Origin of the sequence: Corynebacterium lactis RW2-5, assembly GCF_001274895.1 — a bacterium.
Lineage (GTDB): Bacteria > Actinomycetota > Actinomycetes > Mycobacteriales > Mycobacteriaceae > Corynebacterium > Corynebacterium lactis.
The window spans coordinates 2283640-2309873 of sequence record NZ_CP006841.1 but is presented as its reverse complement, the minus strand read 5'-3'; the positions used below and the strand labels follow the sequence as shown (position 1 = coordinate 2309873).

Below are 26234 nucleotides of genomic sequence, written 5' to 3'. Positions count from 1 at the left end.
ACGCTATCTACCCGAAATTAAGGACTTGCTCCACAATAAGTTCGAGGTCGGAGCGCAGGCTTCGCTCTGTCAGAGCTTGAATGACCTGCTGTGGATGGTCGGTTATTATGCCGCCAACGGAAGACACGGTGTACTTAGCGATAGAAGCCTCCGTGTTAACCGTCCAAACCACCGTCTTCTTCCCGGCATCATTGAGGCGCAACAATTCAGTTTCGGTGGCAACCTGTTCTTCCATCATGAGGTAGTCAGCGGGTAGATTCTCGGTGTCGCCGACTGCGAAGAAGTATAGAAATCCTGTTAAAAGGTCAGGGTTCTTTTGCTCTGCGTATTCGATGAGTCCCTGATCCAAACTGATTATTGCAGCCTCTTTTTCCATGCTGTGCTGACGAATAAGCGCAGCCACGTCGTCGACCATACGTCGATCGGCGGTGGCCCCCTTGAGCTCGACAAACAGACGAATTTTTCCCTTCGCCGCTGTGAGCATATCCTCCAAGGTCGCAACGGGCCGCGACGGAGAAGAAGGGGCAAAACCGTTCTCGACCTGCAATGACTTAATTTCTGCCAGCGTCATGTCCTCGGCGGCGCGGCTCTCGCCCGCGACCCTTGCAAAAGTGGAGTCGTGGTTGATTACATACGCGCCGTCGGCGGTGCGCTGCACATCAATTTCGGACCACTGCGCGCCAATTGCTGCAGCAGCCTCCAACCCCTTCACGGTGTTCTCAGCGTCCAAGTCGCCACCACCGCGATGCGCCACTACCTCGATTTTCGCCTCCGAGCGGAACAAATCATCGAAGTTCCAGGCACCGATTCCGGCAGCGATAACAGACCCCGCCACCGCAACTACGACGGCCGCAAATAACCGTGGGCGGGCCTGCCGGTCCTCCGTGCTCGCCGTGGAGATGCAGGGCTCGGGGCGCACCGGGGAATCGTCGTGAAGCACGGCGTAGACCCGGGTGAGCTCGCGCAACATGCTGGGGGTGAGGAAAAGGAGGATTAGACCGACGGCGCCGGCGGCGATGAGGGCGGCGAGAAGCGTCGTGAAGCGGATGGTCAGCAGCGACTCGGCGACCAGTGGGATGCCCCACAGCGAGATCCCGCCCAACACGGCGAGCGTGACACCGACAATCAGCAGGACCGTCACCAGGTAGATGACAAGCCACACCAGGTTAATCAGCCAGTAGCGGCGCATGTAGCGCAAGGACTCGCGCATCGCGCCCCAGGGGGAGTGGCCGTGGACCAGCATCGCCGGGAACGTCGCGAGCAGGAAAAACGACAGCACGCCCAGCAGCGCAATGGCCACAACGTAGGCGGTGAGGTACGCCGGATTGTGGATGATGACGTCCATGACGAAGTTTGGGATCTTCAGCCATTCCAGCACACTCGGCTCGGGACCGAAGCCGACCAGCGGAATCAGGATGACAACGTAGGCGAGCAGCACCAGCGAACCGGGGTGCAGAAATCGCGGGTACAGGCGCAGCGCGTCGAGCAACATGCGGCGGGCGGTGGGCAGTGGCTCACCCTGGAGGCGGCGGAGCTCCAGTTGCACGAACGCCGCGATATCCAGGCACATTACAAGCAAAACAAAAGCCGCGCTGAGCAACACCGCCACCGCGCCCTGAATCGACCATAGAAATCCCATTACATCGCTGGAATTAATTGTCGAGCGACCTGTGGCGCCAATCAGTTTGCGAAGTGCCCAGTTATAGGCCGGAAACACCACGATAGACACCAGAAGCTTCGACAGGAGTTGGTACCTGACGTATAACCACAGATTACTCATCCGTCCGACACGTATTTTGTGGATCGCACGGAATTGCTCGCGGAAACTGCGGGGCGGAGCGAGCACCCGCGTGCTGTCACTGTCGCGCATCTGGCGCGAACCTCCTTGGGGCCATCAGCGCGAAATCGACGCTGGAAGCGGGGCCCGCCGACTAAGCTTGGCGGGGTGGCCGGGCTTTTCCCGGTAACGTTCCCATTCTATAAAAGTTCCAATCTGTACCTAGTGTCATTCGAAAGGCGTGCAACGTGACTGTCGCTGAGAAAATCTCCCTTTCCCGCCCCGGAGCCTCCCTCAATGTGCTGCGCTGGGCTCCCGCTGATGGCGCGCCGAAGGCCGTGGTGCAGTTGCTGCATGGCATGGTCGAGCATTCGCGCCGTTACGCCGAGCTCGCCGAGTACCTGATCGCGCAGGGGTTCGCCGTGGTCATCCACGATCACCACGGCCACGGGGAGACCTCCACCGACGAGGGGCTGCCGGGGTTTTTCGCCGCTGCTGACGGCTGGTCGGTGGTGCTTGACGACGTCCACGCCGTACGTGAATGGGTAGATGGTGAGTACCCGGGTGTGCCGCATTTCCTTCTCGGTCATTCGATGGGGTCGTTGCTGCTCCGCGATTACCTGTCGCGCCACGGTAAGGGGCTGGCGGGTGCGATTGTTGTCGGTACGGCAATTTGGCCTGCGGGCAAGGGCGATGCGGGGCTGATGCTGGCGGAGCTGCTGGCCCGCGTGGCGCCGAAGTCGAAGGGACGCCTGCTCAACGCGGCGACGTTCGCCGGGTTCAATGATGGGCTGGAAGGGCGCACGGACTTTGATTGGCTCTCCCGCGACCGGGCGGTAGTGGATGCCTACGTCGCCGACCCGCAGTGTGGCTTCGTTCCCACGAACGTGTTCTTCCGGGATCTGATGGTGGGCACGCGCCGGGCGAACTCTCTCGCGGCGTACCAGAACTGCCCGGCCGACCTGCCTCTTTTGATTATCTCCGGGGCGGAGGATCCGGTGGGGGGCGCGGGTGCGGTCGCCGAGGTCGTGGGCAAGTACCGCAACGCGGGCAAAGAACGATTGCGCTTCGCCGTGTACGAGGGGGCACGCCACGAGATTCTGAATGAGATTAACCGTGACGAGGTTTTTGCGGACGTCGTGCGCTGGCTCGACAGCGTTTAGGCGTTTAGGATTCCCGCATGGCTAAAGTCTTTTTCCCGTACATCAGTTTTCGGGGCAACGGACGCAAGGCATTCGCGTACTATCAGTCGATTTTCGGCGGTGAACTGCACTTGCAGGACTACCCCGAGGTCGGGGAGGGGCAGGAAAGTCCGTTCCCCTTCACCCCTCCGGAGGGCGCTTTAGCGCACGGTCTTCTCGATGCCGGGTGGATTCGCATCACCGGCGGAGACGGCATCGGCGAGAGCTTGCCCAGCCTGGAATCAGAGGTCTACTCGTTCATGATTCAGTGCGAGACTGTCGCAGAGGCTGAAGAGCTCATTGCGAAGTTCCTGCAGTCCGGATCCAGCGTCAAGATGCCGTTTATGAAGGCCCCGTGGGGCTCCCACTACGGCCAGATTCTCGATCCCTTCGGCATCATGTGGGCGTTCCACGCCGAATAGTTTCGCTAGGGGGTGTCTCTATGTTTTTGTCAAGCTCTGACTTGCTACTCGCGAGTGCAACCATAGGGGTGTTTTCGGGGCAGGCCAATTTAGCCGACTAGCATAATTTCTGGTCGGCTATTTTTGTTTACTGCTATGCGGCGACTGGGCGGGCTGGGATTTCGCGGAAGAACTCCTTGTTCTTCATCATCGCGAAGATGACGTTGCACCGTCGTCGTGCCAAACATATGACTGCGGCATTGTGGCGTTTTCAGCCGCTTGTTTCCTGCTCGGGCGGGGAATTCTCCTCGTATTGATGAGCCTGATCTTCGTGTCACTGGGGCATTGCCTGCATAGGCTGCGAGGTGGCAAGAGGATGCGAAGTCGGATCCATCACCGATGGAAAGCAGGATCTGTGCCGCGGTCTTGATGGTCGATCCCCGGCATACTCGATCCAAGACCTCGGAAAGAGGGAAATCCTCCAGCATGTCTTCAACCTGGCCGGCGATAGTATCGCGCTGGGCCTTGAGCGTTTTAATGTTGGCTGCTAGCTGTGGTATGACAAGCTTGGCTGCTTGTGTTCCAGGAACGGTGACGGTTTGTGCTGCTAGTGCGGTGAAAATGTTATCGACCAGTATGTCTGGGTTGTGATGGGTTCTTCTGGATAGCCATGTTAGAACCCGGCTGCGGCCAGCCTTTTTCAGTCCTGTGGGGCTTTTGTAATGGATGAGTAAGTCCAGTACTGGGCTGCGGGTGAGCGTGCTGCCTGCGAAAATACGCTCCAGGCTGGGGTAGATTTGGGTGAGAACGCTGCGTAGCCTGTTGATGGTTCTGGTGCAGTCACGAGCGGTGTCATCGTCGAAACCGGACAGCATCTTCAGGGCCGCGAGTACTTCGCTGTTTCGGTCAACCGCCCGCAAGGTGTGCGGCATGGTTCGTGCAGTATCGGCGATGAGTGAGCGCGTCGCGTCTGTCGGTTTTTGCTTGGTCAGGGTAGAGGTCCGCGGCTTTTCGCATGGCGAGGCCTGGTAGGTAGCCAACGTGGCAGCCGCGTTGACGGGCAACTGCGATGGGTAGTGCGCCGATGGTGTTGTTCTAGTCGCTGGTGTCGTGACGTTCGCTGCGAGCATCCACGTTACAAAGAGACCTAGTTTACCTACTGGCCGTGTCCCTATTAGCTGTCATCGAACATCCCTGGTTCCCGGTGGCAACACCCCCCCGGATCATGGAAACTACAGGGCAGATAAGCCATGCCGGGACCAGCAACTATCCCCATTATCGGGGATAGTCATAAAGTAACGGGCGAACATAGGTAATGTTAGAAACCCAGAAACGCCCAGGGACTTGGGTATGCAAGTTTCGTTGTACCAAGTCTGGTCGGTGATCCGGTACTTTCGGGCTGATTGTTGTCACTGGGTGACGCCCACATCGCCGACCTCTGACTCCTGTCAGTTTCATCAAACGGGCAGTCTTGTCGCGGACAATGTGAAAGCCTGCACGATTCATTGCATGCCACATCTTACGAATACCGTAGAATGGAAAATTTTCGGCATGAACTCGTTGAATCTCCGGGGCGAGCAAGCTATCACTCAACGACCAAGCGCTGGGGGCTGTGGCATTGCTGTATCCGCAGGCGTGATGAATCCATGATCTGTCTGTTGAAGGCCTCGGCAGATGGCCTCGACCCCACACCGTTTCTTGTAAGCATCGATGTAGGAGATTATGTGTCCGTGGGACTGTCGAGGTCCGCTGCGAAAAGCAGCCGCGGTTTTCAAAATCCTGTTTACACGTTTGAGCTTTCGGTTTTCCCGGAGTATTCGCTTGAACTCTTCTGCCGTTGACTCGCCGCTGCGAGGCTAAACGTTGTTGGGAGCGGAAACGCTGTCACGGTACCAGGCCCGTAGCGTGTGGTGAGATACCCCGAGACGTTCTCCAACTTCTTCATAAGCGCGTTGCAGCGAGCAAGACTTCAGACGAACCATTTCAGCGATTTGAAGGACCGCCTTCTTTTTGAACTCGGCAGAATACTTTCTAGATGTAGTGGACAATTCTTCCTTGGCTCAGGCAGGAACTAAACCCGGGACGCCTCACCTACGAAACAGTCAATAGCAGCTTAAGCCGAGCTTCGACCAGGCTCCCCACACCTGTTGATTGGCCTAATAACCGTGACTCCCCAAGAGTTTCAATTAAAATCTCAGTTGAAGCGCGACAAAAACATAGGGGCTACACAAAGGGCGCACTCAGATTACGCAAATTAGATGGCCTAACCATCATCTTCAGCGGAATGCCGCCGAGTCCGACACCAAAGAATTGTCTATCGACCAAGCAAGCGCGCTAGTTACCCGCGACTTACAGACATGCCCAGTCCAGCATGTATTCAAAAATATAACAGAACTTTTTGTCCTACAGCCGTATCGCGGTTCTCCAGCAATAAAAAGATACCTGGCAGCGTTTCAGGGAACGCCTATCTTCTGGCCAATTCCGGAAAATTACCAATCATATGATCGAAAATCGGGAACGAAGAACTCTCCACGGCTCATTAAAGCTAGAAAATCAACCGCCTATCTATTGCAAGAAGATCTTCAGGCCGATACTGTCAGTGGCGATACAACTTTAGAAGGTAGGAGAATGCTATGAAAAGTGTGAAGGCACGCGTAGCGTTAGCAGTCACTTTTGCATTTGGAGGGTCGCTTTTCTTCGCCTCGTCAGCGGCTGCTCAAGGACATGGATGTGACGCGATCAGCTTCCACAACAATGAAGCTACTGTAGATTGCTATAACCAGAGCACAACAAAGACAGTCATTGCGACCCTGTATGTTGACTGCCAACCATGGGCACCCGACACCAAAGACACGGCTTCGATTAAACCGGGGGGAATGGCAACACTATCGGCTTCTTGTTTTGGGTGGGGCAAGGCAGTTGGCGGCTCAGCCTCCGTAAGTTAACGCGAGGAGACGCCACGTACAATGTCACTAAGGCTGCGCGGAGTAAATTTCTCGTATCGTAGGAAATCCCACAATCTAATAGACGTAAATCTTGATATTGGCCCGGGGACGACAGCTATCCTCGGGGAAAACGGCGCGGGGAAATCTACTCTACTTCGTGTACTTGCGACCGAGCTACGCTGCAGCTCTGGGGAAATCTCTTTCGGAGGTACTCATCTGACGCCGTCCACCATCCGGGAGTTTAGAAAGTTGTCAGGTTGGGTACCTCAGGGTGAAATGATTCAACCAAGTGAAACTCCTTTTGAGTTTGTTTCAAAGGTAGCATGGCTACGGGGTCTAAATGGAAGAGAACTTCGACGTTCCACGCGTGCTGCATTAGAGCGCGTCGCCCTATCTGCCGAGGCAAATATAAGGGCGAGCAGACTATCCGGCGGAATGAAGCGTCGTGCGGCAATTGCTGCGGGTGTTGTACACAATCCGACGTACCTTTTGTTAGACGAGCCCACCGCTGGCCTGGATCCGATACTTCGCGAACAGCACATCGAGCAGCTTCGTAGTTTATCCGATACTGGCGTGCATGTACTCTTCAGTAGCCATATCTCAGCAGATGTGGAGGAAGCGGATAACCTTGTTGTCATGTCCCAAGGAACCGTAGCTCACCATTCCCCCACGGATGTGTTGAGGCAGGAATATGGATCCATACAGAACGCATATCGGCACTTTTTTTGAATTAATACTGTGGGAAATCTAACGTAGTGAACGAAAGACTGGAAAACGCACCAGGAATGCTAACGATTTTGGGGCTAGCGCTGTTTTTCTATTCCCAATATGAGCCTACGGTGAGCTGGCCGAGTTTCGATGCTGTAGTCAGGGATTTTTCTGCTGTAACCGGTATAGTCATGGCAGTGGTTTTATCCGATAGAATCACAAAACATGACATTAGTTTCATAAACTCTAGCGCCCACCGAAAAGCCGGAATGCTTAGACTGCAGGTTCTACTCCCTGCAGCCAATATTTTATTGCCATATATGTCCTTTATCGTACTGCTCTACGTATTGTGTAGGGTTGGAGGAACCAGCGGCAGCCCATGGTATTTGGGGATAGTCTCAGGGATGTTTTGGGTAATCGTAGCTTGCCCCGCCATAGCTGCATATATCTCCCTACTACTCCGAAGTAGGAGATATTATGCCAATTTATCAACCCTTGCAGTATCGCTTTCTATATTGGTTTCTTCTTATCTGTCCAATTCAGTATCATTCCTTCCGCGTTTTGGGATTTTTTGGACCGATAACTTCGCAAGTTCACGTCCTTGGGCGATTGGCCCACAGGGAAGCGAGCTATCAATACCTTCAGTAGCTACGATTTCATCGATTTCCCTTCTGTGTGCTTTCTTAACTTGGCTGGCGTTTTACTTCGAGGTTCGCGGGAGTTCCGCCCCGGCCCGAGCGCTCTTGAGCATAGGTTTTGTTTTGACATTGGGCTCCGGCATATTAGTGAACACGGTAACTGGGAATTCATCTGTACTAGAGCCACGACCAAGCACAGTTCGGCCTGCCTGTGTTGAGGATGATTACGCTCGTATTCGCTTTTGTGGGTGGCCGGAAGACGGCGACGTCATAGCAAAAATGAAAAGATCATGGTCTGATTATGTGAATGAGTTGGATGAAATTGGAATTCCTCTCGACTCTCGCACTATTTCAGTGCAAGGTGTCTTGGATAAACCCGATATCGAGATATCCGGCATATCATTTAGGTCGACCTCGTCAGTTTTCACGCGTTCAACTACGGCATTGCTGAATAACGATATTCAGAAATGCGGAGACTCTTTAAATCCGTCGGCCAAGGTGGCATTGCGCCGGATTGTGGAAGGCATAGCTGACGTCATGTCAACCGAGTTTGGTGACAGGAAAGGGTGGCACCTTATGAATTCGAAAAAAATAAATTTTAATAATTTTAAGGAAAAAAGTGATCTAAGAATCGCAATTCGAGCTATAGAAGACTGTAATCCCAATCTAGTATGAATCATCGTATTTGTTTCGGCCAATTTGCTCGGTATATTAGGCTACGCAGATTGGAGCAAACTGGCCTAGTTTTACTCATTGGAATCCTTTTGTCATTTGGTTTTGGGATTGTAATTCCTGTTGATATCTCCGGAACGCTCGACCAAGGTAGGGTGCTGGGAACCTTTGCTCCACTCGTTCCGCTTTCGTGTGTTGGGACTTTCTTTAAATCGAACTGGCCAGGATGCTTTGAGAGTTCCTGTTCGGGTCGAAGTGTGGAGTTATTCCGGGGGGCTTGTGCGTTTCTATCTTTTCTAACGTCGACAATATGTTCGGCATTTCTTCTATTACTAGGGGCGGAGTATAGTATTGCATCTTCTTCATTCTGGCTTGGCTTTCTAAGCTTGGGAACGTTTTACGTCTTTTATAGTTTTCTTGACGCTCGAAAATCGTTTATGGCCTCTCTTGCGGTCACAATTGTTGTGTTAGCATCTCCTATGCTATTTGGGGCGAATGGTTTCGCTGGCGATGGTGTTGGAAACGGCTTGCTCCTCGGGATGAAACTTTTCTATCTCGCACTTTTTATACTCGGCGTCATCTTAACTTTCTTCCCTATATCTATTGACGTGACTGGGCGTCAGTGATACCGTGGCCGCACCGCATTTTCGATTAGGAGGAGCCGTGAGTTTTAGGTATTTTTCCAGGTTGACCGGAGCGGTAGCTGTATTCATCGCCTTCTTTTCTCTCACGCTGCCACCGGCCATGGCTGAACAGCGAGTAGGTCCTCATGTCAATATTGAATACTTAGCTAGGGCTAAGTCCACCCGCCCGCCGAACTATGTTGCTGGAATAACCCCTCACGCACAACAGCGCATGGCCGCGCGAGGCGTGAGCCGGGACCAGGTAATCGACGCAGTTGCTTCCCCAGATCGTTATTTATGGTCCTCTGAAAATAATTCATGGAACGTAGTCCGCGGAAATCTTCGAGTGGCGATTAATGATAATGCTTGGGTTGTGACTGTGATTAAGGTGGGCTGATATTAAATGTTTGAAGCGGGTGACCGTCTTGATTTATCGGGTATTTTTGACGAAGAGGGAATCACACTTAAAAACACTGGTGTGAAGCACTTGGGCGAATACCGGTTCTCAATTCAATTAAGCTTTGAAGGAACGCCGGGGTCCATTGCTGGAGCCGTAGATATTTCTACTTCTGGTGATATCATGGCTATTGAGCTCGTTGGTATAGATCAGGCGATAGCTTATTTTATGTCTCGCAGTGATAACGAAAAAGATTAGTTCTTATTGTTGGTTGTTATCACTTGACGCTTTCCCAGTCAGGTCAGAGTTCGATAGTTCGTTCTCGTTTTTGCTCATAGGCGTTTCATCTTCAGTCTCATCATCATTGGATATCCCCTGTGCGTTTGTGAAGATTTGACTTGCCACTCGCAAGTTCAACAATATGGGCGGTTTTTGGGGACAGGCCAGTTTAGCCGACTAGCATGATGCCTGGTCGGCTACTTTTGACTGCTACGCGGTGGCCGCGCGGAAATTTCGCGTAAGAAATCATCATTTTTCATCAGCGTGAAGACGGCATTGCACCGTCTTGGTGTCAAACATATGGCTGCGGTGTTGTGGCGTTTTCCTTCTGCGCGTTTGCGTCCGTAGTACTGAAGTGAGAGTTGGTGACTGTGTATGGTGGCGAAAGCGTCAGTAGAACAGGGTGTTTTCAGTCACTTTTTCTCTTTGGGCAGAGAATTCGCCTTGTGTTGATGAGCCTGATTTTACGTGTCACAGGAGCAATCGCTGCATAGGCGGCGAGGTTGCCAGAGTATGCGAAGTCGGATCCATCGCCGATGGAAAGCGGAATCTGCGCTGCGGTCAATATGGTCGCTCTCCGGCATACTCGGTCCGCGACCTCGGAGGCAGGGAAATCCTCTAGCATGTTCTCAGCAATCTCGTCGATGGTATCGCGCTGGGCTTTTCGCGCTTTAATGTTGGCTGCCAGCTGTGGAACAAAAAGCTTGGCCGCCTCGGTTTTCGGGAACAGCAACACTTTGTGCCGCTAGCGGCGCGAAAATGTTGTCCACTAGGGGGTCTGGGGTGTGATGGTTTTTCCGGTATAGTCACGCCAGAATTCGGCTGCGGCCAGCCTTTTTCAATCTTGTGAGGCTTTTGTAATGGATGAGTAAGCTCAGTTCTGGGCTGTGGGTGAGCGTGATGGCGGCGGAAACGTGCTCGAGGCTGGGGCAGATTTGGGTGGGCACTGTGTAGCCGGTCGACGGTTCTGGTGCTCCTCATGGCCGGTGTCATTGTCGAAGTCGGGCAGCACTATGAGGGCCGAGAGTGCTTTGCTGTTTCGGTTATCCTCCTGCAGGGTGTGTGTCATGGTTCGTGCAGCGTCGGCGGTGAGTGAGCGAGTTGCACCTGTCGGTTTTCGCTTGGCCAGGGTAGAGATTTGCGGCTTATTGCGTGGCGATGTCCAGTATTAGCCGACTTGGCAACCGCTTTGACGGGCAGCTCGCAATGGGTAAATGGGGAGTATACCGATGATGTTTGCCTGGTCAACTACGACTAATACTGTGCCGTGGGGCTGAAAGCCATCGCAGGGTGCTGCTAATTCTGATTCGAGTTGGGGAAACGGCATGTCGAAAACTTTTGTTCCGTGCTTATTTAGAGCTTTAGCTGTGGCGTTGAGATTTGCCTACGTCTAGGCCAAGGAAAATGTCGATGGGATTATCGGGCGGTATAGATAGCTCCTAGGAAAACGTGGTGGGTATGCGAGTCGCTAGTATCGAATATTCTCGGACCTTACTGGGGGTGTCTCTATGTTTTTGTCAAGCTCTGACTTGCTACTCGCGAGTGCAACCATAGGGGTGTTTTCGGGGCAGGCCAATTTAGCCGACTAGCATAATTTCTGGTCGGCTATTTTTGTTTACTGCTATGCGGCGACTGGGCGGGCTGGGATTTCGCGGAAGAACTCCTTGTTCTTCATCATCGCGAAGATGACGTTGCACCGTCGTCGTGCCAAACATATGACTGCGGCATTGTGGCGTTTTCAGCCGCTTGTTTCCTGCTCGGGCGGGGAATTCTCCTCGTATTGATGAGCCTGATCTTCGTGTCACTGGGGCATTGCCTGCATAGGCTGCGAGGTGGCAAGAGGATGCGAAGTCGGATCCATCACCGATGGAAAGCAGGATCTGTGCCGCGGTCTTGATGGTCGATCCCCGGCATACTCGATCCAAGACCTCGGAAAGAGGGAAATCCTCCAGCATGTCTTCAACCTGGCCGGCGATAGTATCGCGCTGGGCCTTGAGCGTTTTAATGTTGGCTGCTAGCTGTGGTATGACAAGCTTGGCTGCTTGTGAAGCGTCCTGGGTTTAGTTCCTACCTCAACTAGGGAAGGATTGAACACTATGCCCAAGAAGTATTCTGTCGAGTTCAAGGAGAAGGCGGTCCATCAGATCGTTGAAATGGTGCGCCTGGAGCCCTGTTCACTGCAACGCGCCTACGAGGAAGTCGGCGAACTCCTTGGTGTATCCCACCACACGTTACGAGCCTGGTACCGCGATAGCCTCTTAACTCGTTATGCAGCCGAGCCAGCAGGCGGGGAATCAATGGAAGAAGAACTCAAGCGGCTACGTCGGGAAAACCGCGAGCTTAAACGAGCCAATGGGATTCTTAAGACAGCATCGGCTTTTTTCGCGGCGGAACTCGACCGACCCACGACCAGATGATCTCCTACATTGACGCTTACACGGAGCAGTTTGGGGTCGAGGCCATCTGCCGCGTTCTTTCACAGACAGATCGTGGTTTCATCACTTCCCGCGGTTACCGGAAAGCCAGGATACGCATTCCCAGTGCTAGAGCCTTGAGTGATAGCTTGCTGGTTCCAGAAATTCAACGCGTGCATGCAGAGAACTTCTCGGTCTGCGGCATCCGCAAAATGTGGCACGCGATGAACCGTCAAGGCTACCGAATTGGACGAGACAAGACCGCACGTTTGATGAAACTAGCAGGTGTGAGCGGCCGGCGTCGTGGGCGTAATCCGGTGACAACGATCCGTGCGAAAGTCCCGGATCATCGCCCAGATTTGGTTCGGCGAAATTTCCGTGCCAAGGCTCCTGGGAGGCTGTGGGTAGCTGATATCACTTACGTACGCACACTTTTCGGGATTCGCGTACACCGCGTTTGTTATTGATGTATTCAATCGGAAGATTGTCGGCGTTGCCGCACGCTCTACGATGCGTACAGATGCACTTCCTATGGAAGCTTTAGAGCATGCTCTTACTACTGCTGGTCGAATCCATGGAAACCAGCTGATCCACCACAGTGATAGGGGAAGTCAGTATGTGTCGTTGAAGTACTCCACGGCATTGGCGCAATCCGGGATCCGACCGAGTGTGGGAGCAGTTGGCGATTCTTATGACAACGCTCTGGCTGAAACCGTCAACGGGCTCTACAAGGCTGAACTCATCCACGCGCAAGGCCCGTGGACATCAGTAGGAGAAGTTGAACTGGCCACCTTGCGGTGGGTTCACTGGTGGAATACCAAGCGTCTTCATCAAGCATTGGACTACGCCACCCCGCAAGAAGTAGAAACCGAGTACTATCTCACCGAAACCATCAACACAGGGTGGTAAAAGAAGCGGAACTAAACCCAGGACGCTTCATTGTGTTCCAGGAACGGTGACGGTTTGTGCTGCTAGTGCGGTGAAAATATTATCGACCAGTATGTCTGGGTTGTGATGGGTTCTTCTGGATAGCCATGTTAGAACCCGGCTGCGGCCAGCCTTTTTCAGTCCTGTGGGGCTTTTGTAATGGATGAGTAAGTCCAGTACTGGGCTGCGGGTGAGCGTGCTGCCTGCGAAAATACGCTCCAGGCTGGGGTAGATTTGGGTGAGAACGCTGCGTAGCCTGTTGATGGTTCTGGTGCAGTCACGAGCGGTGTCATCGTCGAAACCGGACAGCATCTTCAGGGCCGCGAGTACTTCGCTGTTTCGGTCAACCGCCCGCAAGGTGTGCGGCATGGTTCGTGCAGTATCGGCGATGAGTGAGCGCGTCGCGTCTGTCGGTTTTTGCTTGGTCAGGGTAGAGGTCCGCGGCTTTTCGCATGGCGAGGCCTGGTAGGTAGCCAACGTGGCAGCCGCGTTGACGGGCAACTGCGATGGGTAGTGCGCCGATGGTGTTGTTCTAGTCGCTGGTGTCGTGACGTTCGCTGCGAGCATCCACGTTACAAAGAGACCTAGTTTACCTACTGGCCGTGTCCCTATTAGCTGTCATCGAACATCCCTGGTTCCCGGTGGCAACACCCCCCCGGATCATGGAAACTACAGGGCAGATAAGCCATGCCGGGACCAGCAACTATCCCCATTATCGGGGATAGTCATAAAGTAACGGGAGTAAAATGTGGGATTTTCAAGCTGTTGGCGTCATGGGGGCTTTCTACGCCGGATAGTTGCGCTCAGGCCTGGCGTGGCTAGCCTCGCTCCTTCCGCTGCTAGGTCACACGGGGCATGTTCGTGGGTTAGTCGCGCAGCGGACGCAGGGCCGCATCCCAGGTGACCAGGTCGTTCAGGGCGCTGGTGACGGAGAAGTCCTCGATTTCGGTGGGGTGGAAGCCTTCTTCGTCGACGCGCTTGAAGTGGAACGGAATCATCACGGCGTTCGGAGTCGGCTTCATTCCGAGGGCAACCACAACGTTCTGGAGGTGCTCGGCTGCGCGGATACCTGCGGAGACGCCGCCGTAGCTGACGATGGTGACCGGCTTGTTCTGCCACTCCACGGCCAGGTAGTCGATGGCGTTTTTCAGCGGTGCCGGGATGGAGTGGTTGTACTCGGCGGTGATGAAGATGAAGGCGTCCTGCGATGCGATCTGCTTCGACCATGCCTTAGTGTGGTCGCGCTCATAGCGCTGCATGCGCGGGTGATTGGTCTCGTCCATTAGCGGCAGGCGAATATCGGCCAAGTCCAGCACGGTGACTTCGAAGCGCTCGTCGTCTTCGAGGTGGGAGAGAATCCACTTGCTAATCGGTTCGCTGTGGCGGCCCGGGCGGGTGGTGCCGATGACGATGCCGAGGCGAATCTTCTGTGCTGGCTGCTGGTCGGTCATTAATTGGTCCTTTTCGTCTGCTGGCCTATTCACCTGAAGTTGCGGTAGTTGATGCTATTAGAACTGTTGCAGCGTCGCCATGAAAAGCCGACGTGACAGCACATCCAGGAGTAATTGTTGTGGGTGTCAAGTACAAGGAAGCATTACAGCCTATTTTTGATGATATGTCAATCAAAGGGGTGGGGTTTGGTAACTGATGACGAATACCTTCCTGGTGATTCGTTCATCCACCTGATTCTCAAATGCAAAGCGCCCTAGCTTCGGACCCGATGTACGGGACGAAAGCTAGGGCGTAATAGTGGAGGTAGGTAGGGAAAACGCGCTGACTGACTACCTAAGCGGGCGGACGCTACCGGTAAAGTGAGGACGCTTCTTCTTGCGGTCCCACGCCACAATGTCGATTGCGCGGCCTGCAGTCGCTGCACCGGTTGCGGTGAGATCGTGAGCAGCTCCAGCAGGAAGCCCGGTGCGGGTCAGCGCCACATTGATAGTCGACGGCAACACCACCGGTGCGCCGAAAGCAATGTGGAACTCGAAGGGCTCGCCCGGGAGACGGTCCGACTCGGCCAGAGCGCGGGAGGCCGTGTACATACCGTGGGCGATTGCGCCCGGCATACCGAGGGCCTTCGCGGATCCTGCGGTGATGTGAATCGGGTTCCAGTCGCCGGACACCTTCGCCCAGCGGCGGCCGGTGTTGCCGGCCAGTCGCCACTGTGCGGTCGGGAACGGAACCTTGAACTGCTCGCGCTTGATGGTCTGAGCGCCGGACTTGATTGCCTCGCGCTGCGCTTGGACTTCGTCGAAGCCCTCGGCATCCTTCAGCCGGACACCCTTGGCCAGGTACACGGACTCTTCCTCGACCAGCGTTGCACCGGACTCGGACGCGGTCACGGTCGATGCGAGAATGACTTCGGTGCCGGAACGATGCGCGCGGAACGCGGCGACGCGGACCTCAATGTCGACCTTTCCGCCCAAAACCACGGGGGAGAGCTCGCGGTAGGTGTTTTCGGTGTGAACCAGGCCCATCATGGGCAGCGGGAAATCATCCGCGGCCATCAGCTCCATCTGGATGGGCATGATGAGGGCGTGGACGTGGCCGAAGAAGGCATGCTCCGCCTTCGGCGCGCCGGCCAGGGCACGGAATTCCTCGTCGCGGTCGCGACCGACGGTCACCGACTTCACTGCCAGAGCGTCGACTTTAATCTCGATGGAGTTCGGGCGCTTCTTCGTGGAACCGGCGGCAGCCTTGGCGTAGAGCGGCAGCAGGTTGGGGATGGAATCCAGGGTCTTTGCCATGAGTTCTTCTTCCGTTGCTTGGTGTGCTCGTCGTAAAGCGGATGCCGGACTTATGCGCCGACGATGTTCTGGCCGCAGACGCGGAGAACGTGGCCGTTAACACCCAGTGCGCGGTCGGAAACCAGGAAGGCAATCGCCTGCGCGACGTCCTCCGGGCGGCCGCCCTGCTGTAGGGAGTTCACGCGGCGGGCGACCTGGCGGTTCACGAAAGGAATCGCGGCGGTCATATCGGTCTCGATGAAGCCCGGTGCGACGGCGTTGATGTTGCCGCCCCGCTTTGCGAACTCCGCAGCGTAGGCCTCAACCATGGCGATAACGCCGGCCTTGGAGGTCGCGTAGTTGGTCTGGCCGCGGTTACCGGCGATGCCGGAGGTGGAGGCCATGGTCGCAATACGCGGGGAATCCGCGAATGCCTTGTGGGCCAGCAGCTGCTCGTTCATCTTCAGCTGGGACTCGATGTTCACGGCGATGACGGAACCCCACTTGGCGTCGTCCATGTTGGCGAGCATCTTATCGCGTGTAATACCGGCGTTGTGGATTACGATGTCCAGGCGACCGTAGCGTGCCTCGGCAGCGTCGGCGATCTTCTTGCCGGCGTCGTCAGCGGTGATGTCCTGCTGCAGGGCCAGTCCACCAAGCTCGTTGGCAACCTTGGCGAGAGCCTCGCCGGCCTGCGGAACGTCGATGACGATGACCTCGGCGCCGTCCTGCTTCAGCTGGCGTGCGATAGCAGCGCCAATGCCTCGGGCGGAACCGGTGACGGCTGCGACCTTGCCGGCCAGCGGCTTGTCCCAGTCGGCCGGAATCTCGCCGGCATCGGAGGCGACACGGAGGAATTGGCCGTCGATGAACGCGGAGCGGCCGGAGAGGAAGAAGTGCAGGGAGGCCAGTACCGACGGCGCAGTAACGGCAACACCCGGGGTAACCAGGATGCCGTTGGCGGTGGAACCACCGCGAACCTCGTGGCCCAGCGAGCGAATCAGGCCCTCGACGCCACCGGCGACCGCATTCTCTGCAATCTCAGCAGGGGTGCCGTTATGGTCGGCATCCTTGGCGCGGGAAATCGACACGATGCGGCCACCCTTGTCCAGCTTGCGCAGGTGCTTCGCAGCGGCCAGGACTGGGCCCTGCAGCTCGGCCGGGCGCGCGGCCTCGGTGACGACGATGACGAGGGCGCCGACCTTGTCGTCAGCGGCCTCGCCGCGACGAACCTGCAGGCCCCACTCGGACAGCTGTGCGGCAACCGCATCTGCGTCAGCGCCCTCACCGGTGACGAGAACCTTGTCATTCTTCAGAATCGAGTCGCCCGGCTTGTGGCGGCGCAGGTAGGGCGGCTGCGGCAGGCCAGCGGCCTTAGCGAGTCCGGTTAGCGGGCCACCGTTTACGAGTTCCTGGTACTTATCGGTCATTGTGGAAGTTCTCCTTGGGAAAAGTTAGCTGTAGTTCGGTGGCGGTGCTTAGACGCGAGCCTCGAGGACCGCGACGACACCCTGGCCGCCAGCGGCGCAGACGGAGATCAGGCCGCGGGTGGTCTTGCCGGTCTCGTCTGCCTTGGCGCGCAGCATCTTCGACAGGGCTGCCACGATGCGACCGCCGGTCGCTGCGAACGGGTGACCGGCCGCCAGGGAGGAGCCGTTGACGTTGAGCTTCTCGCGTGGAATGGAACCCAGCGCGCCGTCGAGGCCGAGCTTGGTGCGGCAGTACTCCTCGTCCTCCCATGCCTTCAGGGTGGACAGGACGGTGCCGGCGAAGGCCTCGTGGATCTCGAAGAAGTCGAAGTCGTCGAAGGTCCAGCCGTTGCGGGCCAGCAGGCGCGGGGTGGCGTACGCCGGAGCCATCAGCAGTCCCTCGTCGCCGTGGACGAAGTCGACGGCCGCAGCCTCGGAGTCGACAACGTCGGCCAGCACGGGCAGACCGCGCTCGGCGGCCCACTCCGGGGTGGAGACGAGAACGGCGGAGGCGCCGTCGGTAAGCGGGGTGGAGTTGCCCGCGGTCATGGTCGGTTCGGCTTCGAGACCGCGACCGAAGACAGGCTTCAGCTTGCCCAGCTTTTCGACGGTGGAGTCCGCGCGGAGGTTGGTGTCGCGGGTGACGCCCTTGTACGGGGTGATTAGGTCGGTGAAGAAGCCCTCATCGTAGGCGCGGGCCATGTTCTGGTGGGAGGCGGCGGCGAGCTCGTCCTGCTCGCGGCGGGTAACGCCCCAGGTTGCGGTGGTGATGGCCTGGTGCTCGCCCATGGACAGGCCGGTGCGCGGCTCGCCGGTGGACGGTGCGTCCGGTGCCAGGTCGGCCGGACGGGCCTTGAGGAAGACCTTTGCCATGTCCATTGGCGACTTCTGGCGGTTGGCCTCCAGGAGAATCTTGCGCAGGCGATCGTTGACAGCAATCGGCGCGTCAGAGGTGGTGTCGACGCCGCCGGCGATGGCGGAGTCAATCTGGCCTAGCTTGATCATGTTGGACACGGAGTTCAGGGCCTCCATGCCGGTGGCGCAGGCCATCTGAATGTCGAAAGCCGGGGTGTCCGGGGCCAGTGCGGAGCCGAGGACACACTCACGGGTGAGGTTAAAGTCGCGGGAGTGCTTCAGCACGGCACCCGCGGAGACTGCACCGAGGCGCTCACCGGCCAGGCCGAAACGTGCGACCAGGCCATCAATGGTGGCGGTGAGCATGTCCTGGTTGGACTCGTTTGCGTATTCCTTGTTCGAGCGAGCGAACGGGATGCGGTTACCGCCGACGACGACTGCGCGGCGCAGAGAGTTGTTGTTGGCCTGAGCTGCCATGTGAGTAGTTCCCTTCAAATCCATGAAGTGTGACGTGAGTTACTAAATTTAGACAATACTGGTATCAGTGTTTTCTGTCACGTTTTTAGAAATAATTTGATGAATTCGCGATACAAAGAGCAACGTGAATATTCTTCGCGCGATTCCGCTGACAGGTCAGGTTGCCGACCTGGTTATTTTCGCCCTGCTGGTTTTGATTGTCCTGTACCTGATGCTGCCTCTACGTCGTAGGTTTCTCTTGCGCGGAACCGCGCCGTCTTTCTTGATCGCTATGGCGCTCGCCGGTGGCACCTGGTACCTGCTCGAACGGCAGTGGAAACTCGTTCCCGAAGGCATCGATGTGCGCATCTTTATCGCCTCGGGGCTTGCGATTTTCGCCATTGGGTTGGCGATTGCCCGTTTGATGTCGCTACGGAGCTCTCCCATCCGCGGCCGACGTAAAGCTCTCGTCGCTGCTGGGGCTGTTTTATCGCTTGCGGTGGCCCCGATGTGTGCACTGGCAATGGGAAACGTTGTCTACCACCTTTTCCCCAGTGCCTATTCGCTCCTGTCCGCAGAAGGGCCGAGAACCATTTCCTATGAGCAAGCCGAAGCTGACCGGGCACGATGGTCTGCAATTTCCCGTGGTTCCTCCCAATTAGGGGAAAATGTACAGGGACCTGCCGATACTTCTCCGTCCAGCGCCGTCGTGCGCTTGTCTTTGTCCAACTCTGCCTCCCGCTTTACGACGACACCGGCGCTTGTCTATCTTCCTCCCGTGTACTTCAGTGGAGCCGAGAACTTGCCGGTGATTGTCCTGGTTTCGGGTGTTCCGGGTGGCCCTGACGACTGGTTTTCATTGGGGCAGGCGCACTTGGCGCTCGATGACTTTGCAGCAAGTCACGGAGGAAAGGCGCCAATTGTGGTTGCGATTGATGCCAATGGGTCACAGTTTCACGACACATTATGCGTAGATAGTAAGGAAGGAAATGTCGACACCTATATCAGCCAGGACGTGCGTGATGACGTAGTAAAGCGATTCCGCGCAGCGCCGCAGGCGCGGAAATGGGCGGTTGCTGGACTCTCGCGGGGTGGGACCTGTTCGCTGCAGATTGTGGCACATCACCCCGATAAGTTCGCGACCTTTATAAATATGTCGGGTGAGCTGCATCCTTCAACTACCACGGTCGATGCTGCTATTAAAGATTATTTCGGTGGTAACGCACAGGCCTATGCGGACGCTGGTGCGGAGAAGGTCCTGACAAATAATGCAATCGCAAATGGGCAAGGGCCGGGTGCGTATGAGGGCGTTGCAGGGCGGTTCATCGCAGGCGATGAAGACCGGGCCGCACAAGTGGATTTACGGCAGTTGGATCGACTGTCGCGTGCCGCCGGCATTGATTCCACTTATATAGAATTTCCAGGAAAGCATACGTGGCAGGTATGGAGAGCTGGTTTTGCTGATTCGCTGGACTGGCTGGCGCAGCGGCTTCAGATTTCTTAGGTCCCCACTGTCTAGGGTGGCTAGCAGGCCTCCCGATAGGGCGGTTATTGTCGAGGAGGTTTAGACTGTATCGCCATGCGACCTGAACTCTCCTCGTACAATCATCTTTCCGCGGGCAAGGTCCGGGAAATCTACGAGATTGACTCCGAGACCCTATTGCTAGTGGTCAGCGACCGTATCTCGGCGTTCGACCACATTCTGGAAACACCCATCCCAGATAAGGGTCGAGTGCTGACCGCAATGAGCGTCTTCTTCTTCGACGAGATCGACTTCCCGAACCACATGGCGGGCCCGGCCGACGATGAGCGCATTCCGGAGGAGTGTCTCGGCCGCGCGTTGGTGTGCAAGAAGCTGAAGATGCTGCCGTTCGAGTGCGTCGCCCGCGGCTATCTGACCGGTTCCGGCCTGGCGGAGTACGAAGCTACCGGCGCCGTCTGCGGTATCGAGCTGCCGGAGGGCCTGGTCGAGGGCTCTAAGCTGCCCGAGCCGATTTTCACCCCGGCCACTAAGGCGGAGCTCGGCGACCACGACGAGAATGTCTCCTTCGAGGCCGTCGTCGAGTCGCTGGGGCAGAAGCGCGCCGAGGAGCTGCGCGATGCCACCCTGAAGATTTACTCCGAGGCTGCCGAGCTGGCTGCCGAGCGAGGCATCATCTTGGCTGACACCAAGTTCGAGTTCGGTCTGGATACGGACGGCAACCTGGTGCTCGCCGATGAGGTGCTGACTCCGGACTCCTCCCGCTACTGGCCGGCGGACTCCTACCAGGAGGGCGCGGTCAACCCGAGCTTCGACAAGCAGTACGTGCGCAACTGGCTGACTTCTCCGAAGTCCAGCTGGAAGAAGTGCGAAGGCACCCCTCCGCCGGTGCTGCCGGGTAGTGTTGTGGAAGCAACCCGCGAGCGGTACGTCGAGGCCTACGAGCGCCTGTCCGGCCGCCGATTCTCAGATTGGATTGGAGACCCTGCGTGACCAAGTCGACCAGGACACCGGAAAGCATTAACCCGCCCATCGCGGCGAAGCGGCCGGTGACCCGGTCCTTCCACGGAAGGGAATTTGTCGATGACTACGAGTGGCTCCGCGATAAGGAAAGCCGCGAGGTCATTGACTATCTTGAGGCGGAAAACGCCTACACCGAGGCCTTTACCTCGGATCTGAAGGACATCTCGGAGAAGATATTCTCCGAGATTAAGTCGCGAGTGCAGGAAACCGACATGTCGGTTCCCACCCGCCTGAATGGCTGGTGGTACTACTCGCGCACCCAGGAGGGTAAGTCCTACGGCATGAGCTGCCGCCTGCGTGCCGACGAAGGCACGGGCCTGGATGCCTGGACTCCTCCCACTATCTCCGACAATGAGCCCGCGCCGGGCGAGGAGGTTATCCTCGACGCCAACGAGCTGGCCGAGGGACACGACTTCTTCTCCCTCGGCGCCGCCAGCGTCTCCGAGGACGGGAGCTTCCTGGCCTACTCCACGGATGTCACCGGCGACGAGCGCTACACCCTGCGCGTCAAGGATCTGCGCACCGGCGAGCTCCTGGGCGACGAGATCGTCGGCATCGCGGCTGGTGCCACCTGGATTGGCTCGGAGTGGATCTTCTACCAGAAGGTTGATGAGGCCTGGCGTCCGGATTCAGTCTGGCGCCACCGAGTTGGCACCGATGCTTCGGAGGACGTTCGCGTCTTCCACGAGCCGGACGAGTCCTACTGGGTTGGCGTCGGTTCGACCCGCAGCGAGAAGTACCTGCTGCTGGAGGCCTCCTCGAAGATCACTTCTGAGGTTTGGTACCTCGACACCTCCGACCCGACCGGTGAGTTCACCTGCGTGCGCCCGCGCGAGGCCGGCGTGGAGTACGACGTCGATCACGCCGTCATCTCCGGCCGCGACATGTGGATGATCACCCACAACATGACCGGTTCGAACTTTGCGCTCGCGATGGTTCCGGTCGGAACCTTCGACTCAGTCGAGGATCTCACCGAGTTGGTCGCCCACCGCGACGACGTCCGCGTCGAGGGCGTGGACTGCTTCGCTGGGCACCTTGCCTTCGGTTACCGCCGCGGCGGCATCGGCCGGGTCGCCCTGGCCATCCTCGACACTTCGCTTTCCGACGCTGACCCGGCCCAGCTCCCCACCGCAGAAGCGGTCAAGTTCACCGAGATGGAGTTCTCCGAGGAGCTTTACTCTGCTGGCACTAGCGGCAACCCGGAGTGGGATGCACCTGTGCTGCGCTATGGATACGGTTCCTTCACCACTCCATCGCAGCTGTGGCAGTTGGAGATCGCCTCCGGCAAGCGAGTCATGCTGAAGGAGCAGAAGGTCCGGGGCGAGTTCGACGCCGCCGATTACGTCGCTAAGCGTGAGTGGGTGACGGCGGCCGACGGCGCGCAGATTCCGGTGTCGATTGTGCATCGGGCGGATTTGGACGTGAGTCGGCCGAACCCGACACTGTTATACGGGTATGGCTCCTACGAGTCCTCGATGGATCCGGGTTTCTCCATCGCGCGACTGTCGCTGCTGGACCGTGGCATGGTGTTCGTCATCGCGCACGTGCGTGGCGGCGGAGAGATGGGCCGTGCCTGGTGGGAGCAGGGTCGGGCGCTGACGAAGAAGAACACGTTCACTGATTTTGTTGATGTCGCGGACTTCCTGTTGGAGAAGGGCTGGACCACCCGCGAGCAGATGGTGGCGCTGGGAGGCTCTGCAGGCGGCATGCTGATGGGCGTTGTAGCCAACATTGCGGGAGACCGCTTCGCGGGCATCCAGGCTGTTGTGCCGTTCGTGGACTCGTTGACCTCGATGCTCAAGCCCGAGCTGCCGCTGACTGTGGTGGAGTGGGACGAGTGGGGCGACCCGTACCATGACCCGGAAGTCTACGATTACATGGCGTCGTACTCGCCGTACGAGAACATCTCGGGCGAGGCAACCTATCCGAAGATTCTGGCAATCACCAGCCTGAATGACACCCGCGTGCTCTACGTGGAGCCTGCGAAATGGATCGCGAAGCTCCGCGACGTGGTGGGTGACAAGACGGAGCCGGGACAGTTCCTGCTCAAGACCGAGATGGTCGCAGGCCACGGAGGAGTCTCGGGCCGCTATGAGCGCTGGAAGCAGACCGGTTTCGAGTATGCCTGGATTGCGCACACGGCAGGGGCCGTGGAAATTTAACGAAGCGGGTTAACTGAAGGCGTTGAGCATAGCGTCTGGCAGTTCGTCGACCGTGGTCTCCGTATCGTTGGCGACGTATGCTGCGCGTTGATTCTTGGAATCGATGCGCAGTTGAGTGCTAAAGCCTGCGGTAGCGCCGTTGTGCCAAACGCCATGTGCGTCGACTTGCCAGCCGTAATCCGGCACACCTTTATCTAATAGGTAGCGCGTGTATTTTTCCATATCCTGTGCCGTGGAGCGGATTGCACCCGCAGGTGCGTAGCCTTCCATTTCCCATACTGCTGCTGGGCGGCCAAATTCGTTGAGTCCCACCGGTGCGTTATCGGGCACCCGGCCGAAAGTCGCAACATAAGTGTGGCGCATGCCAAGAGGGGTCAGAATCTCCTTTTCCACTAGTTCTGGCCATGTACTGCCAGCCTTAATAGCGAGTAGCTGACCTAAGAGAGCTGCACCGTAGTTGGAGTATTGCTCGGTACCTCGGTTTTTCAGTTGCTGTTTCGAGGCAAGGTCAACAATGTCGGCAGCGGAGATATTCTCGTAGGGATTCGTTTCAGCGAAGCCGCTCCAGATGAGCTTCCACAGAGGGATTCCAGCTAGTCGCGGAAGCCCGGATGTGTGGTTGGCCAGTTCTTCGAGTGTGATGTCGCAGATGGGCGCGGTGGCGTTAATAATCTCACCCACTTTGATTTGCGGTGATACCTCGCCACGTTCGGAGAGAATCCGAAGTAGTTCAACATTGAACGTCTTGGTAATAGAGCCAACCTCAAACTCGGTGTCTTGGTCTGCCCCAAGGCCTCCGAACCGTGTTTCGCCGTGGTTTATTACAAAGCCGGCCAGGTTGTGCGCACCTTCAGGGGCATTCGAGGCTAAGGCCTCGGTTAGCTGGGGATCGCCGATTGCGCGGGTGGATAATGGTGCCGAGTGAGCCGTGGAAAAGCGGTCGTTGAATGCGAAACCTACTGCAGCCACTGTAAGTGTGCAGACGGAAATGACACCGAGGATGATAATCGTGGTTCGTTTCATGAGAAATCCGCACCTTTCCGTAAGGGTACTTGCCTAGCCTTAGTGATTTTCTCCGGCGGCGACGATTGTCAATAAGGGAATGATTCGGCCCGGAGGAATTGACAGGACTCCATCCTTTTTGCGCACCCAACCAGATGCCTGAAGTGCAGAGATATGGTGATAGGCCGTTCCGGTCGATGAAACGATGCCTAGTTCCACCAATTCGTGCACAGAAGTACTTGTAGTAAGTAGTTGCTGCATGATTGCGTGACGCACTGGGTGGGCGAGAGCCCCAACACGTTCTAGGGAAGATTCGAACGCCTCTTGTCGCAGATAGTCGGTGGGGCGGTGCCACTGATATTCGACTTCTCCCGCTCCAGTAATCGCCTGACCGCCGAAGGATACGGTGCCTGCAACTTCGTCATAGCGCACTGTCGGCTTCTGGTCAGGGCGAGTGCTTGCCGACGCCTCAAGGGCGACGATGCGACTTTCCAGCTCGGCAAGACGACGTTCAATCAATGAATCCATACTTTTAAAAATACAGAATTATGGAGCGTCTTGGCTAGGGGGGGGCTGACGGGAATCGGCGTCGCTAAAATTTTGAAGCATGTCAGAGAAAGCCTTTGAGCAGCAGTTCGGCGAATTAACTCCCGAGCTGCAGGTGGTGTATCGCAATATTTTCCGGCGCCGCGATGTGCGCCGCGAGTTCTCCGGCGAGGTTGTCGACCGCGAGCGACTGATGCGCGTGCTCGCGGCGGCGCACGCGGCGCCGTCGGTGGGACTGTCGCAGCCGTGGGACTTCCACGTCATCCAGGATCCGGCTCGTCTGGACTCGTTCGCGGAACATGTGGGCCACCGCCGCGAGGAGTTCGCGGCGAAGCTTGTGGGGGAGCGGCGCGAGACCTTCAACCCGATCCGGATTGAGGGCATCGTGGATTCGGGGACGGGAGTTGTTGTGACTTACGACCCGACGCGTGGTGGCAAGAATATCCTGGGCCGGGACACCATCGACGACACCGGACTGATGTCGGTAGCCCTGGCTATCCAGAATATGTGGCTGGCTGCGACAGCCGAGGGGCTCGGCATGGGCTGGGTTAGTTTCTACCACGAGGATTTCCTCGCCGACTTTGTGGGTGCCAAAGCCCCGGTTCGCCCTGTTGCCTGGCTGTGCCTGGGCCCCGTCACGGAGCTGGCGAAGGAGCGGGACCTGGAGCGCTTTGGCTGGCGCAAGGGGCTTCCACTGGAGCAGGTCGTGCACTGGGAATAATTCCCCAACCTTTGTCTCGCCCGTCACCGGGAATTTACCTAAAGCTGTTTTTGTAATTCCCATGGCAGTAAGCGAAGTAAGCGAATCACAGGGTCGCGTCACGCGCTCCCCACTGGTCGTCTCGGTTTCGGGTCTGCGCGATGACACGTTGCTCGACGTTGCCCGCTTCGTCGCAGCGCTGCATCAGCGCGGTATCTCGCCGTCACTGCTGGTTGCACCCCATTCCGGTAAGGACTGGGCCTTACGCAATGCCCCGGCGGTTCTTGATTGGGTGCTCCACCGTGCTAACGATGGCATGGAGATAGTCCTTGCCGGATTTGACCAGTCCGTGCGCGGCCGCAGCGCCGAGTTCTCCTCGCTGTCCGCCCACGAGGCCCGGCTGCGACTGACCGCCGCCACCCGCCAGATGCGCGCACTCGGCATTGAGACCGACATCTTCGCCCCGCCGAAGTGGACGATGTCCCCCGAAACCCTTGAGGTGCTGCCGGATCTCGGTTTCAGGATTGCCGCGGACCGCAACAGTGTGCATGATCTTTCCACTGGGGCTGTAGACCCCACCCGCGTTCTTGCCCTCGGCGAGGGCTTCGGCGGTGCCCGCTGGTGGCGTCGCGCGGTGCGCGGTTCTGTGCAGCGCTCGCTTGCCAAGAATCGACCGATTCGCCTGTCCGTGGCGGCGACCCGCCTGCGCGAGCACAAGTTGCGCGGCGACATGTTCTCCATCATCGACGAGGCTATTCATGCAGGCGCGCAGCCGGCCCGGTACGGCCAAGTCCCGTTGGGATATCACAGCCAGCCGCAGGTGGCAGGGCTGCGCGACGCATCCTAGCCGCCC

Annotated in this window: 18 protein-coding genes and 5 pseudogenes; 11 read left to right on the top strand and 12 right to left on the bottom strand. The window is 57.2% G+C overall.

Features of this window, described 5'->3' with window-relative positions:
* Positions 1 to 7: 7 nt before the first annotated feature.
* Positions 8 to 1870, bottom strand: coding sequence for a glycerophosphodiester phosphodiesterase family protein (locus CLAC_RS10220; protein WP_053412827.1), 1863 nt, complete (start codon positions 1868 to 1870; stop codon positions 8 to 10).
* A gap of 155 nt (positions 1871 to 2025) precedes the next feature.
* Between CLAC_RS10220 and CLAC_RS10215 the strand changes: the two genes are divergently transcribed.
* Both CLAC_RS10215 and CLAC_RS10210 read left to right on the top strand, forming a co-directional pair.
* Positions 2026 to 2940, top strand: coding sequence for an alpha/beta hydrolase (locus CLAC_RS10215; protein ID WP_053412826.1), 915 nt, complete (start codon positions 2026 to 2028; stop codon positions 2938 to 2940).
* 17 nt (positions 2941 to 2957) lie between these two features.
* Positions 2958 to 3380, top strand: coding sequence for a VOC family protein (locus tag CLAC_RS10210; protein WP_053412825.1), 423 nt, complete (start codon positions 2958 to 2960; stop codon positions 3378 to 3380).
* A gap of 133 nt (positions 3381 to 3513) precedes the next feature.
* On the opposite strand, the pseudogene CLAC_RS10205 reads toward CLAC_RS10210, so the two are convergent.
* Positions 3514 to 4451: pseudogene (locus CLAC_RS10205) on the bottom strand (IS110 family transposase); the annotation flags it as partial.
* Between the two features lie 204 nt (positions 4452 to 4655).
* Positions 4656 to 5341: pseudogene (locus CLAC_RS12730) on the bottom strand (IS3 family transposase); the annotation flags it as partial.
* A gap of 984 nt (positions 5342 to 6325) precedes the next feature.
* Between CLAC_RS12730 and CLAC_RS13210 the strand changes: the two are divergent.
* The 3 genes from CLAC_RS13210 to CLAC_RS10190 all read left to right on the top strand — a co-directional run bounded on the left by CLAC_RS13210 (position 6326) and on the right by CLAC_RS10190 (position 9600).
* Positions 6326 to 7033 (top strand): ABC transporter ATP-binding protein, encoded by a 708-nt coding sequence (locus CLAC_RS13210; RefSeq protein WP_082313349.1) that lies wholly within the window; start codon positions 6326 to 6328, stop codon positions 7031 to 7033.
* Positions 7034 to 7059: 26 nt separating this feature from the next.
* The gene (locus CLAC_RS12725) at positions 7060 to 8325 is read left to right on the top strand and encodes a hypothetical protein (RefSeq protein ID WP_156324836.1); all 1266 of its coding nucleotides are present in this window, start codon (positions 7060 to 7062) and stop codon (positions 8323 to 8325) included.
* A gap of 1023 nt (positions 8326 to 9348) precedes the next feature.
* Positions 9349 to 9600: a hypothetical protein gene (locus tag CLAC_RS10190; protein ID WP_053412823.1), complete on the top strand. Its 252-nt coding sequence runs from the start codon at positions 9349 to 9351 to the stop codon at positions 9598 to 9600.
* A gap of 430 nt (positions 9601 to 10030) precedes the next feature.
* Here CLAC_RS10190 and CLAC_RS13010 read toward each other — a convergent pair whose 3' ends face one another.
* Positions 10031 to 10357: a hypothetical protein gene (locus tag CLAC_RS13010; protein ID WP_245621862.1), complete on the bottom strand. Its 327-nt coding sequence runs from the start codon at positions 10355 to 10357 to the stop codon at positions 10031 to 10033.
* 885 nt (positions 10358 to 11242) lie between these two features.
* Positions 11243 to 11669 (bottom strand): annotated as a pseudogene (locus tag CLAC_RS12475) (transposase); the annotation flags it as partial.
* A 48-nt stretch (positions 11670 to 11717) separates the two neighbouring features.
* Between CLAC_RS12475 and CLAC_RS10170 the strand changes: the two are divergent.
* Positions 11718 to 12944: pseudogene (locus CLAC_RS10170) on the top strand (IS3 family transposase).
* 33 nt (positions 12945 to 12977) lie between these two features.
* Here CLAC_RS10170 and CLAC_RS12470 read toward each other — a convergent pair.
* The 5 genes and pseudogenes from CLAC_RS12470 to CLAC_RS10150 form a co-directional block, all read right to left on the bottom strand.
* Positions 12978 to 13491 (bottom strand): annotated as a pseudogene (locus CLAC_RS12470) (IS110 family transposase); the annotation flags it as partial.
* 337 nt (positions 13492 to 13828) lie between these two features.
* Positions 13829 to 14413: an NADPH-dependent FMN reductase gene (locus CLAC_RS10165; RefSeq protein WP_053412820.1), complete on the bottom strand. Its 585-nt coding sequence runs from the start codon at positions 14411 to 14413 to the stop codon at positions 13829 to 13831.
* A 330-nt stretch (positions 14414 to 14743) separates the two neighbouring features.
* Positions 14744 to 15709, bottom strand: coding sequence for a MaoC/PaaZ C-terminal domain-containing protein (locus CLAC_RS10160; protein ID WP_053412819.1), 966 nt, complete (start codon positions 15707 to 15709; stop codon positions 14744 to 14746).
* A 50-nt stretch (positions 15710 to 15759) separates the two neighbouring features.
* On the bottom strand, positions 15760 to 17118 hold the full coding sequence (locus CLAC_RS10155) for a 3-oxoacyl-ACP reductase (RefSeq protein WP_053412818.1): 1359 nt from the start codon (positions 17116 to 17118) through the stop codon (positions 15760 to 15762).
* Positions 17119 to 17166: 48 nt separating this feature from the next.
* Positions 17167 to 18489, bottom strand: a complete 1323-nt coding sequence (locus CLAC_RS10150) for an acetyl-CoA C-acetyltransferase (RefSeq protein ID WP_053412817.1) — start codon at positions 18487 to 18489, stop codon at positions 17167 to 17169.
* A gap of 124 nt (positions 18490 to 18613) precedes the next feature.
* On the opposite strand from CLAC_RS10150, the gene CLAC_RS10145 reads away from it, so the two are divergent.
* The 3 genes from CLAC_RS10145 to CLAC_RS10135 all read left to right on the top strand — a co-directional run bounded on the left by CLAC_RS10145 (position 18614) and on the right by CLAC_RS10135 (position 23133).
* Positions 18614 to 19972, top strand: coding sequence for an alpha/beta hydrolase (locus CLAC_RS10145; protein ID WP_053412816.1), 1359 nt, complete (start codon positions 18614 to 18616; stop codon positions 19970 to 19972).
* A gap of 75 nt (positions 19973 to 20047) precedes the next feature.
* A complete protein-coding gene (locus tag CLAC_RS10140; protein WP_053412815.1) occupies positions 20048 to 20941 on the top strand; it encodes a phosphoribosylaminoimidazolesuccinocarboxamide synthase in 894 nt (297 codons plus the stop codon).
* Positions 20938 to 23133 carry a S9 family peptidase gene (locus CLAC_RS10135; protein ID WP_053412814.1) on the top strand — a complete coding sequence of 732 codons (2196 nt, stop codon included), beginning with the start codon at positions 20938 to 20940 and terminating at the stop codon, positions 23131 to 23133. The genes CLAC_RS10140 and CLAC_RS10135 overlap by 4 nt, the downstream gene beginning before the upstream one ends.
* 9 nt (positions 23134 to 23142) lie before the next feature.
* On the opposite strand, the gene CLAC_RS10130 is transcribed toward CLAC_RS10135, so the two are convergent.
* Entirely contained in the window at positions 23143 to 24156 is a 1014-nt protein-coding gene (locus tag CLAC_RS10130; protein ID WP_082313345.1) for a serine hydrolase domain-containing protein, read from the bottom strand.
* Positions 24157 to 24195: 39 nt separating this feature from the next.
* On the bottom strand, positions 24196 to 24663 hold the full coding sequence (locus CLAC_RS10125; protein ID WP_082313343.1) for a winged helix-turn-helix domain-containing protein: 468 nt from the start codon (positions 24661 to 24663) through the stop codon (positions 24196 to 24198).
* Between the two features lie 79 nt (positions 24664 to 24742).
* Here CLAC_RS10125 and bluB point away from each other — a divergent pair, with 79 nt between their 5' ends.
* Complete coding sequence (gene bluB, locus CLAC_RS10120) at positions 24743 to 25402, top strand: 5,6-dimethylbenzimidazole synthase (protein WP_053412812.1); 660 nt, start codon at positions 24743 to 24745, stop codon at positions 25400 to 25402.
* Positions 25403 to 25463: 61 nt separating this feature from the next.
* Entirely contained in the window at positions 25464 to 26228 is a 765-nt protein-coding gene (locus tag CLAC_RS10115) for a DUF2334 domain-containing protein (protein WP_053412811.1), read from the top strand.
* Positions 26229 to 26234 lie beyond the last annotated feature (6 nt).

Coding starts and splice junctions, on each gene's coding strand:
- CLAC_RS13210 (WP_082313349.1), top strand. CDS start 6,326: ATGTCACTAAGGCTGCGCGGAGTAAATTTCTCGTATCGTAGGAAATCC.
- CLAC_RS10140 (WP_053412815.1), top strand. CDS start 20,048: ATGCGACCTGAACTCTCCTCGTACAATCATCTTTCCGCGGGCAAGGTC.
- CLAC_RS10125 (WP_082313343.1), bottom strand. CDS start 24,663: ATGGATTCATTGATTGAACGTCGTCTTGCCGAGCTGGAAAGTCGCATC.
- CLAC_RS10165 (WP_053412820.1), bottom strand. CDS start 14,413: ATGACCGACCAGCAGCCAGCACAGAAGATTCGCCTCGGCATCGTCATC.
- CLAC_RS10160 (WP_053412819.1), bottom strand. CDS start 15,709: ATGGCAAAGACCCTGGATTCCATCCCCAACCTGCTGCCGCTCTACGCC.
- CLAC_RS10210 (WP_053412825.1), top strand. CDS start 2,958: ATGGCTAAAGTCTTTTTCCCGTACATCAGTTTTCGGGGCAACGGACGC.
- CLAC_RS10150 (WP_053412817.1), bottom strand. CDS start 18,489: ATGGCAGCTCAGGCCAACAACAACTCTCTGCGCCGCGCAGTCGTCGTC.
- CLAC_RS10115 (WP_053412811.1), top strand. CDS start 25,464: ATGGCAGTAAGCGAAGTAAGCGAATCACAGGGTCGCGTCACGCGCTCC.
- bluB (WP_053412812.1), top strand. CDS start 24,743: ATGTCAGAGAAAGCCTTTGAGCAGCAGTTCGGCGAATTAACTCCCGAG.
- CLAC_RS10190 (WP_053412823.1), top strand. CDS start 9,349: ATGTTTGAAGCGGGTGACCGTCTTGATTTATCGGGTATTTTTGACGAA.
- CLAC_RS10130 (WP_082313345.1), bottom strand. CDS start 24,156: ATGAAACGAACCACGATTATCATCCTCGGTGTCATTTCCGTCTGCACA.
- CLAC_RS10155 (WP_053412818.1), bottom strand. CDS start 17,118: ATGACCGATAAGTACCAGGAACTCGTAAACGGTGGCCCGCTAACCGGA.
- CLAC_RS10220 (WP_053412827.1), bottom strand. CDS start 1,870: ATGCGCGACAGTGACAGCACGCGGGTGCTCGCTCCGCCCCGCAGTTTC.